At 57.6% G+C, this 14,125-nt stretch carries 15 protein-coding genes and 1 riboswitch; of the genes, 12 read left to right on the top strand and 3 right to left on the bottom strand.

What is annotated here, in order from left to right; all coding sequences use genetic code 11:
- Positions 1–46 precede the first annotated feature (46 nt).
- The 4 genes from bioB to bioD are packed head-to-tail and all read left to right on the top strand — an operon-like array spanning position 47 to position 3,636.
- Entirely contained in the window at positions 47–1,078 is a 1,032-nt protein-coding gene (gene bioB / locus Q7C21_RS08745) for a biotin synthase BioB (protein WP_003851866.1), read from the top strand.
- Positions 1,078–2,229: an 8-amino-7-oxononanoate synthase gene (bioF, locus tag Q7C21_RS08750; protein WP_375150623.1), complete on the top strand. Its 1,152-nt coding sequence runs from the start codon at positions 1,078–1,080 to the stop codon at positions 2,227–2,229. The genes bioB and bioF overlap by 1 nt, the downstream gene beginning before the upstream one ends.
- A complete protein-coding gene (bioC, locus tag Q7C21_RS08755) occupies positions 2,213–2,968 on the top strand; it encodes a malonyl-ACP O-methyltransferase BioC (RefSeq protein WP_187512737.1) in 756 nt (251 codons plus the stop codon). Before bioF ends, bioC begins: the two co-directional genes overlap by 17 nt.
- The gene (gene bioD / locus Q7C21_RS08760; RefSeq protein ID WP_375150624.1) at positions 2,965–3,636 is read left to right on the top strand and encodes a dethiobiotin synthase; all 672 of its coding nucleotides are present in this window, start codon (positions 2,965–2,967) and stop codon (positions 3,634–3,636) included. Before bioC ends, bioD begins: the two co-directional genes overlap by 4 nt.
- A gap of 3 nt (positions 3,637–3,639) precedes the next feature.
- On the opposite strand, the gene Q7C21_RS08765 is transcribed toward bioD, so the two are convergent.
- Positions 3,640–4,362 carry an ABC transporter ATP-binding protein gene (locus Q7C21_RS08765; protein WP_003851859.1) on the bottom strand — a complete coding sequence of 241 codons (723 nt, stop codon included), beginning with the start codon at positions 4,360–4,362 and terminating at the stop codon, positions 3,640–3,642.
- Between the two features lie 892 nt (positions 4,363–5,254).
- Between Q7C21_RS08765 and uvrB the strand changes: the two genes are divergently transcribed.
- A complete protein-coding gene (gene uvrB / locus Q7C21_RS08770) occupies positions 5,255–7,276 on the top strand; it encodes an excinuclease ABC subunit UvrB (protein WP_003851852.1) in 2,022 nt (673 codons plus the stop codon).
- Here the strand turns inward: uvrB and yvcK are convergent.
- Positions 7,260–8,183 carry a uridine diphosphate-N-acetylglucosamine-binding protein YvcK gene (gene yvcK, locus Q7C21_RS08775; RefSeq protein ID WP_003851850.1) on the bottom strand — a complete coding sequence of 308 codons (924 nt, stop codon included), beginning with the start codon at positions 8,181–8,183 and terminating at the stop codon, positions 7,260–7,262. The two genes, uvrB and yvcK, sit on opposite strands and share 17 nt — an antisense overlap.
- A 204-nt stretch (positions 8,184–8,387) precedes the next feature.
- A riboswitch (molybdenum cofactor riboswitch) is annotated at positions 8,388–8,521 on the top strand.
- On the opposite strand from yvcK, the gene moaA reads away from it, so the two are divergent.
- From moaA to moaE, 5 genes are all read left to right on the top strand, one after another.
- Positions 8,511–9,497, top strand: coding sequence for a GTP 3',8-cyclase MoaA (gene moaA, locus Q7C21_RS08780; RefSeq protein ID WP_003851849.1), 987 nt, complete (start codon positions 8,511–8,513; stop codon positions 9,495–9,497). Its footprint overlaps the riboswitch before it by 11 nt.
- 14 nt (positions 9,498–9,511) lie before the next feature.
- Complete coding sequence (gene moaB, locus Q7C21_RS08785; protein ID WP_003851847.1) at positions 9,512–10,027, top strand: molybdenum cofactor biosynthesis protein B; 516 nt, start codon at positions 9,512–9,514, stop codon at positions 10,025–10,027.
- An 11-nt stretch (positions 10,028–10,038) separates the two neighbouring features.
- Complete coding sequence (gene moaC / locus Q7C21_RS08790) at positions 10,039–10,524, top strand: cyclic pyranopterin monophosphate synthase MoaC (protein WP_033762579.1); 486 nt, start codon at positions 10,039–10,041, stop codon at positions 10,522–10,524.
- Positions 10,517–10,762 (top strand): molybdopterin synthase sulfur carrier subunit, encoded by a 246-nt coding sequence (gene moaD, locus Q7C21_RS08795; protein ID WP_003851844.1) that lies wholly within the window; start codon positions 10,517–10,519, stop codon positions 10,760–10,762. The genes moaC and moaD overlap by 8 nt, the downstream gene beginning before the upstream one ends.
- A gap of 1 nt (position 10,763) precedes the next feature.
- Entirely contained in the window at positions 10,764–11,216 is a 453-nt protein-coding gene (gene moaE, locus Q7C21_RS08800; protein ID WP_105099386.1) for a molybdopterin synthase catalytic subunit MoaE, read from the top strand.
- A 97-nt stretch (positions 11,217–11,313) separates the two neighbouring features.
- On the opposite strand, the gene Q7C21_RS08805 is transcribed toward moaE, so the two are convergent.
- Positions 11,314–12,099, bottom strand: coding sequence for an OBAP family protein (locus Q7C21_RS08805; RefSeq protein WP_039659220.1), 786 nt, complete (start codon positions 12,097–12,099; stop codon positions 11,314–11,316).
- 106 nt (positions 12,100–12,205) lie between these two features.
- Here Q7C21_RS08805 and Q7C21_RS08810 point away from each other — a divergent pair, with 106 nt between their 5' ends.
- Positions 12,206–13,300 (top strand): DUF1615 domain-containing protein, encoded by a 1,095-nt coding sequence (locus Q7C21_RS08810; RefSeq protein ID WP_008925056.1) that lies wholly within the window; start codon positions 12,206–12,208, stop codon positions 13,298–13,300.
- A 104-nt stretch (positions 13,301–13,404) separates the two neighbouring features.
- Positions 13,405–14,112 (top strand): Bax inhibitor-1/YccA family protein, encoded by a 708-nt coding sequence (locus Q7C21_RS08815; RefSeq protein WP_033762576.1) that lies wholly within the window; start codon positions 13,405–13,407, stop codon positions 14,110–14,112.
- Positions 14,113–14,125: the final 13 nt, after the last annotated feature.

Genomic DNA, 14,125 nt, shown 5'->3' on the forward strand with positions numbered 1-14,125 from the left:
ATACCCCTGCTTTTCGTCGGGATGACACCCTTTTCTGGAGTAAGTAATGGCTCAACGCTGGACAATTGCACAGGCACAAGCGCTGTTTGATCAACCTTTTCTCGAACTGATGTTTCAGGCGCAACAGGTGCATCGTCAGCACTTCGACCCGCGCCAGGTACAGGTCAGTACCCTGCTGTCGATTAAAACCGGTGCCTGTCCGGAAGATTGCAAATACTGCCCGCAGAGCGCGCGCTATAAGACCGGCCTGGAGTCGGAGCGTCTGATGGAAGTGGAAGAGGTGCTGACCTCCGCGCGTCAGGCCAAAGCTGCTGGTTCAACCCGTTTCTGCATGGGAGCCGCGTGGAAAAACCCGCACGAGCGCGATATGCCTTACCTGGAAAAGATGGTCGAAGGCGTGAAGGCGATGGGCATGGAAACCTGCATGACGCTGGGCACGCTCAGCGACGACCAGGCGCAGCGCCTGGCGGGCGCGGGCCTCGATTACTACAACCATAACCTCGACACCTCGCCGGAATTCTATGGCTCCATCATCACCACCCGCAGCTATCAGGAACGTCTGGATACGCTGGGTAAAGTGCGTGACGCCGGGATCAAAGTCTGTTCGGGCGGCATCGTTGGCCTGGGCGAAACCGTGAACGACCGTGCAGGTTTGCTGGTGCAGTTAGCCAACCTGCCGACACCACCGGAGAGCGTGCCGATCAACATGCTGGTGAAAGTGAAAGGTACACCGCTGGCGGATAACGATGACGTCGAACCATTCGATTTTATCCGCACCATCGCGGTGGCGCGGATCATGATGCCGACCTCGCATGTGCGTCTCTCCGCGGGCCGCGAGCAGATGAGCGAGCAGACCCAGGCGATGTGCTTTATGGCCGGGGCGAACTCGATTTTCTACGGCTGCAAACTGCTGACCACACCGAATCCGGAAGAGGATAAAGACCGCGTGCTGTTCCGCAAACTGGGGCTGAACCCGGAACATACTCACACCCAGCATGGCGATCAGCAGCAGGAACAGCAACTCAGCGAGCAGCTGTTCCATGCCGACACTGAACAGTTTTACAACGCGGCACTGTAATGAGCTGGCAGCAACGACTCCGGCAGGGGCTGGCGCAGCGCCGTGCGGCTGATGGCTGGCGGCAGCGTCGGGTTATCGATGAGCAATCGACCCGCACACTGCAGAGCGGTGGCCGCAACTATCTTCACTTCTCCAGCAATGACTATCTCGGCTTAACCCGCCATCCGGCGGTGATAGCCGGCTGGCAGCAGGGTGCGGCGCTGGCAGGCGCGGGGGCGGGCGCTTCAGGGCATGTCACCGGTTATCACCGTCAGCACGCCGATCTTGAGGCGCAACTGGCCGACTGGCTCGGCTATGACTGTGCGCTGCTGTTCATCTCTGGCTTTGCCGCCAATCAGGCGGTGATTCATCTGCTGGGTGAGAAAAACGATCGTATCCTGGCCGATAAGCTCAGCCATGCCTCGCTGCTCGACGCTGCCAGCCACAGCCCGGCGCAGCTGCGTCGTTTCAGTCACAACGCACCTGAGAGTCTGGCGGCGCGGCTCGCATTACCCTGCGAGGGGGAAACGCTGGTTGTGACCGAGGGCATTTTCAGCATGGATGGTGACAGCGCGCCGCTGGCTGCACTGGCGCAACAGACGCGCCAGGCTGAGGGCTGGCTGCTGGTGGATGATGCGCACGGCATCGGTGTGGTGGGTGAGCAGGGGCGCGGCAGCTGCTGGCTGCAGGGCGTTAAACCGGAACTGCTGGTGGTCACTTTTGGCAAAGCCTTTGGCGTCAGCGGTGCCGCGCTGCTCTGTGATGCGGAGACTGCCGACTATTTCCTGCAGTTCAGCCGGCATCTGATCTACTCCACCGCGATGCCCGCCGCGCAGGCTGTTGCACTGCAGGCGGCGCTGCAGGTCATTCAGCAGGGCGATGCACTGCGCCAGCAGCTGCAGCAGAACATCTGGCATTTCCGGCGCGGCGCAGCCTCACTGCCGTGGCAACTGATGAACTCAGAGAGTGCGATCCAGCCGCTGCTGGTGGGTGAAAATAGCGATGCGATGACCCTCTCTCAGCGTCTGGCTGAAGCGGGCTGCTGGGTCAGCGCCATCCGGCCGCCCACCGTGCCGCCGGGAACGGCACGGCTGCGCATTACCCTGACGGCGGCACATCGCCCGGAAGATATCGATCGGTTACTGGAGGTGCTGCATGACGCTGCGGATTGATAAGCAGGCGGTTGCACGCGCTTTTGGCCGGGCGGCCAGCCATTATGACGCCCATGCGGCGCTGCAACGCCTTAGCGGCGATGCGCTGCTGGCTCTCGCACCGGCTCACAGCGGGGTTCAACTGCTGGATGCCGGATGTGGCACCGGCTGGTACAGCAGGCTGTGGCGCGAACGCGGCAAACAGGTGACGGCACTGGATCTCTCGCCACAGATGCTGCAACAGGCGCGGGATAACGACGCGGCGCACTGCTATCTGGCGGGCGACATCGACGCGCTGCCGCTGGCGGATAACAGCATCGACCTGGTATGGAGCAACCTGGCGGTGCAGTGGAGTGAAGATCTGCCCGGCGCGCTGCGCCAGTTCCGGCGGGTGCTGCGACCCAATGGCACGCTGCTGTTTTCCACGCTGGGCCACGGTTCGCTGCAGGAGGTTCATGAAGCCTGGTCTCATCTGGATGCGTTGCCGCACGCCAACCGCTTTCTTAGCGAGCCGCAGATTGCAGCGGCCTGCCAGGCAGAGCAACTGCGTTGCAGCTCAGAGGAGGTGACGCTGCATTTCCCCGATGCGCTCAGCGCCATGCGATCCCTGAAGGGGATTGGGGCGACCCATCTGCATCAGGGCCGCGACGGGCAGATACTCACCCGGCAACGGCTTAACCAGTTAGAGGCGCACTGGCCGCGCGATCGGCACGGTTATCGCCTGAGTTACCATTTAATTTATGGAGTCACGCTTTCATGAAACGGTTTTTTATTACCGGCACCGACACTGAAGTCGGTAAAACTGTCGCCAGCGGCGCACTGTTGCAGGCCGCTGCCACAGCAGGCTTTCGCTGTGCGGGCTATAAGCCGGTTGCGTCGGGCTGTGAGATGACGCCAGAGGGGATCCGCAACAGCGATGCGCTGGCGTTGCAGCGATTCAGCAGTGTGCCGTTAACCTATCAGCAGGTGAATCCGCTGGCGTTTATGGAACCCACCTCGCCGCACATCGTCAGCGCTGAAGAGGGCAGACCGATTATCCATCTGGCCCTGTCAGCCGGTCTGGCGGCGCTGGAGCCACTGGCGGACTGGATTCTGGTGGAGGGCGCGGGCGGCTGGTACACGCCGCTGTCAGAGACACACACCTACGCAGACTGGGTAGTCAGCGAAAAGCTGCCCGTGATTCTGGTGGTGGGAATTAAGCTCGGCTGCATCAACCACGCGATGCTCACCGCAGAGGCGGTGCGGGCGCGTGGCCTGCCGCTGGTGGGATGGATCGCCAACACCGTGGAACCGCCTGGCAAACGCTATCCGGAGTATCTCACCAGCCTGAAAAACCGACTGCCTGCGCCCTGTCTGGGCACAATTCCGTATCTTACCGATGCGGCGCAGCAGGCGTCATGTGGTCACTACCTGACGCTTCCGGCGTAAGCCTCAGGCCACCGTCAGCCACTTATCGACGGTGTGGTCATCCAGCTGTTCCATGCTGCCCTGCGCCACATTGCGACCGCGGTGCAGCAGCAGAAAATAGTCTGCCACGCGACGGATCAGCGACAGTCGCTGTTCAAGGAGCAGGATGGTTAGCCCGTAGTCGAGATTAAGACGACGAATCAGGTTGCCCATCTCCTCTTCCAGCCACGGCGACATCCCGTCAGTCGGCTCATCCAGAATCAGCAATTTGGGCTGCAGCACCAGTGCGCGCGCCAGGGCCAGCTGTTGCTGTTGATCGATCGGCAGATCGCCGCTGCGCTGCTGTCGCAGTGAATAAAGCGCCGGAAACAAATCAAACACCATTTCGGGAATGGCGCGATGGCGATCACGCTGGCTGGCCCCCGCCAGCAGGGCAATCAGCAGGTTATCTTCCACGCTCATCTGCGTAAAAATATGGCGGCCCTGTGGCACATAGCCAATGCCCATCTGCGCTCGCTGTTCAGCGGGCTGCAGCAGAAGATCTTCTGGCGGTGAGCCATCCTCTTTCCAGGAGATAGAGCCGCTGTTAATCGGCAGTCTGCCCATGATGCAGTTGACCAGCGTGGTTTTCCCCATGCCTTGACGACCCAGAACGCCCGTGCAGGTGCCAGGTGCCAGATCCAGATCCACATCCCACAGAATATGGTTCTGACCGTAAAATTGATTGACCGAACGTAGACTCAGCATCTGACACTCTCCTTCCCGATCATTAGCCTGATTGCATCCGCTCTCTGTCGTCTGGCAAACAAGTCATCAGCAACAGCTGTCTCGCTATTGCAGCACAGTGCGCGTGAAGCGCGTTGACGCCAGTCACTCCTGCAATTCTCAGGCCAGATCTAAAAACGGTCCTGATTCCGGCCGGGATGCCATGTTTAAGGGATAAAAGTTGAGAAAAACTTATCAATTCTCCACGGTGGTCACGCCGCTGCACTTTTGCAGTGCCTCGGGGCGCTGTTTCTGGTGCAGACGGTGTGTTAAGAGGCAATAAGTCTGATTAAGAATCTTAGTGGATTGATGAAAATTTGCGTGATACATCAGGTGGACGATGAAAAATGCAGAATATTCCGTCAGCGGCTGACGTGAAATTTAACGCAAAAAAAATTATTTTCGAGGCGATGAAGGAGCAGGGAAAAATTATACACAGCTGATGGCGGCGGGGCTGCCATCACTTATCCACCATTCCTGTGGATAACCTTGTGCATTAGGTAATGAAAACCAGTTGGAAGCGAGGAAATACGCGGCCTGGTAACATTATGACGAGAATCTGGCCTTGTGACCTAAAGTAAATTAAATCAGTAGGTTATCAAAAAACAAGCCTGCGAATTATCTGTCAGGTAACCGAACTGTAATTTAGTGACGCTCTATTGACAAATGTTAAATCTGATCCGGGTCTGGGGATAACATTGCGCAACAGACTTTGTGCAATCGCTACGACGTCGCTGGTTCAAAAAGTCTCATTGTGCTGACATTAACAATGCATCATTACTGTTTTTATATCCAGTATTATTTTCTGGCAAAATCACCATAGCAGAGTAAAATAAGTGCCTGCCCGCCGACTTCTCCAGCAGGAACTGCATTCATGACCAAAGCCTTTAAATTGAATTCCGCCTTCAAACCTTCGGGCGATCAGCCTGAGGCGATTCGTCGCCTGGAAGAGGGGCTGGAGGATGGACTGGCCCATCAGACCTTATTGGGTGTGACGGGTTCTGGTAAGACCTTTACCGTCGCCAACGTGATTGCCGACCTCAACCGCCCGACAATGGTGCTGGCCCCGAACAAGACGCTGGCCGCTCAACTTTATGGCGAGATGAAAGAGTTTTTCCCGGATAACGCCGTCGAGTTTTTCGTCTCTTACTACGATTATTACCAGCCTGAAGCCTATGTGCCGAGCTCGGACACTTTTATTGAAAAAGATGCATCGGTTAACGAACACATTGAGCAGATGCGTCTCTCGGCTACTAAGGCGCTGCTGGAGCGGCGCGACGTTATCGTCGTCGCGTCGGTTTCGGCAATCTATGGTCTGGGCGATCCCGATCTCTATCTGAAAATGATGCTGCACCTCACCCGCGGCATGATTATTGATCAGCGTAGCATCCTGCGCCGCCTGTCAGAATTGCAATACACCCGTAACGATCAGGCGTTTCAGCGCGGTACTTTCCGCGTGCGTGGTGAAGTGATCGATATTTTCCCGGCAGAGTCGGACGATATTGCGCTGCGCGTTGAACTGTTTGATGAAGAGGTGGAGCGTTTGTCGCTGTTTGACCCGCTGACCGGCCAGATCGATTCCGTGGTGCCGCGTTTTACCATTTACCCCAAGACGCACTATGTCACGCCACGTGAGCGCATTCTGCAGGCAATGGAAGATATCAAAGTCGAGCTGGCGGACCGCCGCCGGGTGCTGCTTGAGAATAATAAGTTGCTGGAAGAGCAGCGCATTACCCAGCGTACCCAGTTTGACCTGGAGATGATGAGCGAACTGGGCTACTGCTCTGGCATCGAGAACTACTCGCGCTATCTTTCCGCACGCGGACCGGGCGAAGCCCCGCCGACACTGTTTGATTATCTGCCGGCGGATGGCCTGCTGGTGGTGGATGAGTCACACGTCACCATTCCGCAGATTGGCGGCATGTACAAAGGTGACCGGGCGCGTAAAGAGACGCTGGTTGAGTATGGCTTCCGCCTGCCGTCGGCGCTGGATAACCGTCCGATGAAGTTTGAAGAGTTTGAAGCACTGGCGCCGCAGACCATCTATGTTTCTGCCACGCCGGGCAAATATGAGCTGGAAAAATCGGGCGACGAAGTGGTCGATCAGGTGGTACGTCCTACCGGCCTGCTGGACCCCATCATTGAAGTGCGCCCGGTCGGGACGCAGGTCGACGATTTGCTGTCAGAAATCCGTCAGCGTGTGGCCATCAACGAACGTGTGCTGGTCACGGTGCTGACCAAACGCATGGCTGAAGATCTCACCGAGTATCTTACGGAGCATGGCGAGAAGGTGCGTTATCTGCACTCCGATATCGACACTGTGGAGCGTATGGAAATTATTCGCGACTTACGTCTGGGGGAGTTTGATGTGCTGGTGGGCATCAACTTACTGCGTGAGGGGCTGGATATGCCGGAAGTCTCTCTGGTCGCGATTCTGGATGCGGATAAAGAGGGCTTCCTGCGTTCTGAACGATCGCTGATTCAGACCATTGGTCGTGCGGCGCGTAACATCAACGGTAAGGCGATTCTTTACGGCGATAAAATTACGCCGTCGATGGCACGCGCCATTGAAGAGACCGAGCGTCGCCGTGAGAAGCAGCAACTGCACAACGAGCAAAACGGCATTGTGCCGCAGGGGCTGAACAAGAAGATCACCGATATTCTGGAACTGGGTAACAACATAGTGAAAACCCGCGGCAAAGCGAAACCGGCACGTCCTGGCGAAGCCCAGGCACTGGCCGATTTCAAGCTGCTAACGCCGCAGGCTCTGCAGAAAAAGATTCACGAGCTGGAAGGGCAGATGCAGCAGCACGCGCAGAACCTGGAGTTCGAACAGGCTGCAAATGTGCGTGATCAGCTGCATGAGCTGCGAACGCTGTTTATTGCGGCCTCGTAGCGCCGTCAAAGCCCTGAATGGCGTGTTCCAGCGCCACCCGTAATAGCTGGCGGTCGTGACGATATTTGATGTCGGCGGCCTCCAGCGGTTCCCGGACAATCAAACGGTTTTCAATGCCCTCTGTTGCCACTGACGGGCCGACCACCACCGCATCAATGACTCGCTTGCCAATGTAACGCTCCATCATCTGAAGCTTATCAGCCACAGACAGACTGGCGGCAGCGGGACTGAGCTCACGGCCCAGATTGCCGATAAACACCATGGTGGCGGGCGTGCGACGCAATGCCTGCGCCATCTCTTCCATCAGCAGAATCGGCATCAGGCTGGTGTAAAAACTGCCTGGACCAATCAGGATCAGATCCGCGTCACCTATCGCCTGTAATGCTTCCCGTGTGGGCTGGACATTGGGATGCAGCATCAATTCCTGTGGCGGCTGTTTCATCTCGTCAATGGCGGTTTCACCGTAAACCATATTACCTTCGGCATCCATCGCCACCAAATCCACCGGCTGTTCTGACATCGGGATTAAAAAGGCATCCACTTTCAGCAGGTTGCGGATGATATTAATCGCTTCAAGCGGACGTACGCTCAAATGATCCAGCGCCCGCAGCATGAGGTTACCGAGATTGTGTCCGGCCAGTTCGCCGTTACCGGCAAAGCGATACTCAAACATCGCTGAGGCGACGCTGGGTTCCGCAATCAGCTGGTTGAGGCAGTTACGCATGTCGCCCCAGGCGATCCCGCCTTCGGAGCGGCGAATACGGCCGGTTGATCCGCCGTTGTCGGTGGTGGTGACGATACCGGTGAGACGCGAGCCCAGCGGGGAAAGGGCAGACATCACGCGGCCTAAACCGTGTCCGCCTCCCAGTGCCACAACGCGATCAAGATCGGCCAGTGTGCGATTCATACTTCTCCTTAAAATCCGTTCGCGTGGCGAGGCTCTAAACGCTAAGCCCGCGCGGATGACATGCGTCAAAATCTGGATCGCATTTTAACGTATCCTGTCGCTAACATGCGGTGAAAATTCGATATGTATAAGAATATATAGCGAAAAGAGCACATGGAAGAGTGGCGAAATACACGCTACCATCATGCTTACCGCGCTGATCAACGGGTCAGCGTACACTCAAGCCTGAATGCCTAAGTCTGCGGATAGGGGGTTCAGGCCGTAGCCATCGAGCTGCCAGGGTGCAGGAAGAAATGACTGCATCTCCCAATCTGGAAAGGTGTTCTGGTGTCACAATTTACTGATGCATACGCGCGTAAGTTCTATTACCTGCGCCTGTCGGTCACGGATGTCTGTAATTTCCGCTGTACCTACTGCCTGCCTGACGGCTACAAACCGCAGGGAATTCGTAACAAAAGCTTTCTCTCTCTGGATGAAATCCGCCGTGTCACGCGGGCCTTCGCCGCTGCCGGCACCGAAAAAGTGCGGCTGACCGGCGGTGAGCCGTCGCTGCGCCGTGATTTCACCGACATCATTGCGGCGGTCCGTGAAAACGCTTCTATCCGCCAGATCGCGGTGACCACTAACGGCTACCGGCTGGCGCGTGATGTGAAGCAGTGGCGCGATGCGGGTTTAACCGCACTTAACGTCAGCGTCGACAGTCTGGATGCCCGTCAGTTTCACGCTATTACCGGTCAGGATAAATTCCATCAGGTGATGAGCGGCATCGATGCCGCGCTGGACGCCGGTTTTCGCCAGGTCAAAGTCAATAGTGTGCTGATGCGCGATCTCAACAGCCGTAATCTGGCGACGTTCCTCGACTGGATCCGCACCCGCCCGATCCAGCTGCGCTTTATCGAACTGATGGAAACCGGCGACGGCGGCACGCTGTTCCGCGATCAGCACGTTTCCGGCATGGTGATCCGCGATCAACTGATCGCCCAGGGCTGGCAGCGCCGCGAAAGTGGACGCAGTGACGGGCCGGCGCAGGTCTTTTACCATCCCGATTATGTCGGCGAGATTGGCCTGATCATGCCTTACGCCAAAGATTTCTGTGCCAGCTGCAACCGTCTGCGTGTCTCAGCGCACGGTAATCTTCACCTGTGCCTGTTTGGTGACGGCGGCGTACCACTGCGCGACCTGCTGGCGTCCGATGAGCAGCAGGCCGAACTGCAGGCGCGCATTGCCAGCAGCCTGGGGCAGAAAAAGCAGACCCACTTCCTGCATCAGGGCAACACCGGCATCACACAGAATCTCTCTTACATTGGCGGCTAATTTCAGGAGGAAGTATGGGTAAACCAGCCAGCGAATTTCAGGCATTGCAGATGGCGGTGATGACGGTGTCAGATCGCCGCGATGCCAGCAACGATACCTCCGGCGACTACCTGCGCGAGGCGGCAGCAGAAGCGGGCCATGAGGTGGTTGATCACGCCATCGTGCCGGATAATCTCTACCGCATCCGCGCCACCGTGTCGCGCTGGATCGCCAGTGAAGATGTACAGGTGGTGATTATTAATGGCGGCACCGGCTTTAACCTGAAAAACAGCACCCCGGAAGCCCTGCTGCCACTGTTTGATCGCGAGATTGACGGCTTTGGCGAACTGTTCCGGATGGTCTCCTATGAAGAGGTTGGCGGTTCAACATTGCAGTCGCGCGCCGTTGCCGGTCTGGCTAACGGGACGCTGATTCTGGCTGTGCCGGGATCGACAAGCGCCTGCCGTACTGCCTGGGAGCGGATTATTGCTGATCAGCTTGATGCGCGCACCGCGCCCTGTAATTTTGTCTCACATCTGAAGAAACGGTAAGAACGGTAAGTATGTCTCAACTCACACACATTAACGCCGCGGGCGAAGCACACATGGTGGATGTCTCCGCCAAGGCTGAAACCGTGCGCGAAGCGCGGGCAGAAGTGCTGGTGCTGATGCAGCCTGAAACGCTGCAGATGATCATTGAAGGCAGCCACCACAAAGGGGATGTCTTTGCCACGGCGCGCATCGCCGGGATTCAGGCAGCGAAACGCACCTGGGAGCTGATTCCGCTCTGTCATCCGCTGATGCTGAGCAAAGTGGAAGTGAATCTGGAAGCGGAACCGGATCATAATCGGGTTCGCATTACCACGCTCTGTCGCCTCACCGGCAAAACCGGCGTCGAGATGGAAGCGCTGACGGCCGCCTCGGTTGCCGCCCTCACCATCTACGACATGTGCAAAGCGGTGCAGAAAGATATCGTCATCGATCAGTTGCGTTTAATCAGCAAGAGCGGCGGTAAAAGCGGCGATTTCCAGGTGGTCGCGCATGATTAAGGTGCTGTTTTTTGCCCAGGTGCGTGAGCTGACCGGCACGGCATCACTTGAGGTCGGTGCTGATTACCCGGATGTGGCCACGCTGCGCAGTGCGCTGGCCGACCGCAACGATCGCTGGGCGCTGGCGCTGGAGTCAGGCAAACTGCTGGCGGCGGTCAATCAGACGCTGGTGCCGATGACGCATCCGCTGCACGCCGGGGATGAAGTCGCCTTTTTCCCGCCCGTGACCGGAGGCTGAGATGGAAACGCAGATTCGCGTTGGCCCTGCACCCTTTGATATGGCGGAAGCGTATCGCTGGCTGGCGGCCTGTGATGAAGATGGTGCGGTGGTAACCTTTACCGGCAAAGTCCGCAACCACAATCTGGGTGATAACGTGGCGGCGTTGACGCTGGAGCACTATCCCGGCATGACCGAAAAAGCGCTTCAGGAGATTGTGGATGCGGCGCGCGAACGCTGGCCACTGCAACGGGTTACCGTGATTCATCGCGTCGGCGAACTGTTTCCCGGCGATGAAATCGTGCTGGTGGGTGTGACCAGTGCGCATCGCAGCAGCGCCTTTTCTGCCGCAGAGTTCATCATGGATTACCTGAAAACCCGCGCCCCCTTCTGGAAGCGTGAAGCGACTGAGCAGGGCGATCGCTGGGTGGACGCCCGCGACAGCGATCACCAGGCAGCTCAGCGCTGGGACTAAGGCGGCGTTAATGGCTCAGCGGGCCAGACCCTTTTCGTCCGCTGAGTCTCCTCTGTGTATCCACACGCCACTGCCAGAAAACACGCTTATCACTCGCTTAAGGCTGCTTTAGCTGCTCCGCCGGGCCAAAGCCGGTCTGGCCGTGGCTGTGTTCACCACCGCCAGTGGTGCGCTTCAGCTGAATAACCTGACCCTTTTCCCAGGCATTGGCGCCCGGTGCCGCCGGATGCGCTACGATATCCGCTCGTTCGGCACGGATCTGTTTACTGTCGACGTCAAAGCGGCGATCGCGATCCGCCAGCAGTCGCGAATCCATCTGACCATCCTGTGTAAAGCCCATCATCAAGGCCGGAATGCCAATTGGCAGCGTTTTATCACGATCCGTGTGCCAGGTGTGCCAGGTCTTTCCGTAGGTGTTCGCGATGCGTGTCATCAGGGCATGGTCGGCGGCGGCGGGTAAGCCCGGCGCAATCAGCGTGCCCGATTTCACCTCATACTGATGGCTGTGCCACAGTTTCTTCTCTTCCGGCGGCAGGGTCTTAAACAGCCGTTCGCTGATAATGTACTCCACGCCCATCAGCCGTGCGTCGCGCGTATTGCCGTCGTAAATCACCGCCTGCATCACATCGTCGTTCAGCACGGTGACATAGTGGTGCGCCTCCATCTGACCGTTCCTGTCGCCGTTATAAAAATGGAAGCCATCGAGATAGGTGTTAATGGCGTCGATAGGCGGACGTGACTGCATCACGCTGGCACCCGTCTCCAGCACCTTAAGCGAGGAGGAGGTGGGCGCGCCCGGTGACTGCACCTGGGCAGGCGTATTATTGGCGCCGCAGCCGGTTAATAACAGGCTGAAGGCCGCAACAGGCCAGAGTTTAAACATCGTAAGTTCCTTTAACGTTAAAAAAGGTAACCTTAGTTCAGTTCTCGCCTGCCTGCGAAACGCTGGCAATGGTAGAGTAGGGCTTTCGTTCATTCTGAGGACAGGCATGTCATCCACCCCGATTCTGCAACGTCTGACACTGGTCGCCGCGCTGGTGCTGGTGGGTTGTAGCAGCAAGAAAACCCCTGAGGCGCCCGTGCGGCAGCCCGAAGATGTCAAAGCGCAGATCCAGCGACTGCTGCCGTCGCACGTCAGTAATAAAGCCGCATGGAGTGACGACATCTACACCACCTTCCGCACGCAGCAGATCGATCCCAGCGCCAGTAATCTCTGCGCAGTCATCGCCGTAGCGGATCAGGAGAGCAACTTCAGCGCGGAGGCCGCCGTACCGGGCCTGCCAAAAATTGCCTGGGGCGAGATCAACCGCCGTGCGGCGCAGGTGCATGTGCCGGCCTTCCTGGTGCGCACCGCACTGCTGATCAAGTCGCCGACCGGGGAAAGTTACGCGGCCCGTCTGGACAAGGTGCGCAGTGAAAAAGATCTCAGCGCTATCTTTGATGACCTGATCGACATGGTGCCGATGGGCCAGACGCTGTTCGGTAATCTCAACCCAATCCACACCGGCGGGCCGATGCAGGTCAGCATTGCGTTTGCCGAAGCACACGCCAAAGGCTACCCGTGGCCGATCGATGGCACCATCCGCCGCGAAGTCTTTACCCGTCACGGCGGAATCTACTTCGGCACTATGCATCTGCTCGGCTACCCGGCTGACTACAGTCAGCCGCTCTACCGCTTTGCCGATTACAATGCGGGCTGGTACGCCAGTCGCAATGCGGCCTTCCAGGCGGCGGTGTCACGCGCCACCGGCATGAAGCTGGCGCTGGATGGGGATCTGATTCTTTATGGATCGGATGCGGCAGGGGGGACTGAACTCGCGGTGCGCACACTGTCGAAGCAGATCGACATGAGCAACAGCGATATTCGCCGCGATCTGGAGAAAGGGGAAAAAGCGTCGTTCAGCGACAGTGAACTCTGGAAACAGGTCTTTACCCTGGCGGACAAAATGGCGGGTCGCAAACTCCCGCGTGAAATGCTGCCGGGCATCAAGCTGGAAAGCCCGAAAATCACCCGTAATCTGACCACGGCGTGGTTTGCGCAGCGCGTTGACAGCCGCTATCAGCAGTGCCTGTCGCGCCGTTAAGCGGCATGTTGTGGCGCAGTTGAGCTGAGCTGTGCCACACTTAGCCACTGGCATGTCTCCCGGTTGGGAGCGCATCTGTTCATCCGTCTAACAAGAGGTGCATCATGGACCGATATCCAAGAAATGATTCCATCGTTCAATCCGCATCTCGCGGTTTACAAGCCTATATGGCGCAGGTTTATGGCTGGATGACCTGTGGTCTGTTACTGACCGCGTTTGTCTCCTGGTATGCTGCGCGCACGCCTGCAGTGATGGAGATGGTGTTTGCCAATCGCATCACTTTCTTCGGGCTGATTATCGCGCAGCTGGCACTGGTCTTTTTCCTGTCAGGTATGGTGCATCGCCTGAGTGGGGCAGTGGCTACCGGACTGTTTATGCTCTATTCGGCCCTCACCGGCTTGACCATGGCGAGTATCTTCCTGGTTTACACCTACTCCTCCATCGCCAGCACCTTCTTTGTTACGGCGGGGATGTTTGGTGCAATGAGCTTCTACGGCTACACCACCAAACGCGATCTGAGCCGTTTTGGCAGCCTGCTGTTTATGGCGCTGATTGGCATTGTACTGGCGTCGCTGGTGAACTTCTGGCTGAAAAGCCCGGCGCTGATGTGGGCGATTACCTATATCGGCGTGGTGGTGTTCGTGGGATTAACGGCGTATGACACGCAGAAGCTGAAAAATATTGGTGAGCAGATCGATGCCCGCGACACGGAGAACCTGCGTCGCTACTCGATTATGGGTGCACTGACGCTCTATCTCGACTTCATCAACCTGTTCCTGATGCTGCTGCGGATTTTCGGCAACCGCCGTTAAGTCAGTGAGTCAT

The organism is Pantoea sp. ANP04 (genome assembly GCF_041982285.1).
Lineage (GTDB): Bacteria > Pseudomonadota > Gammaproteobacteria > Enterobacterales > Enterobacteriaceae > Pantoea > Pantoea eucalypti.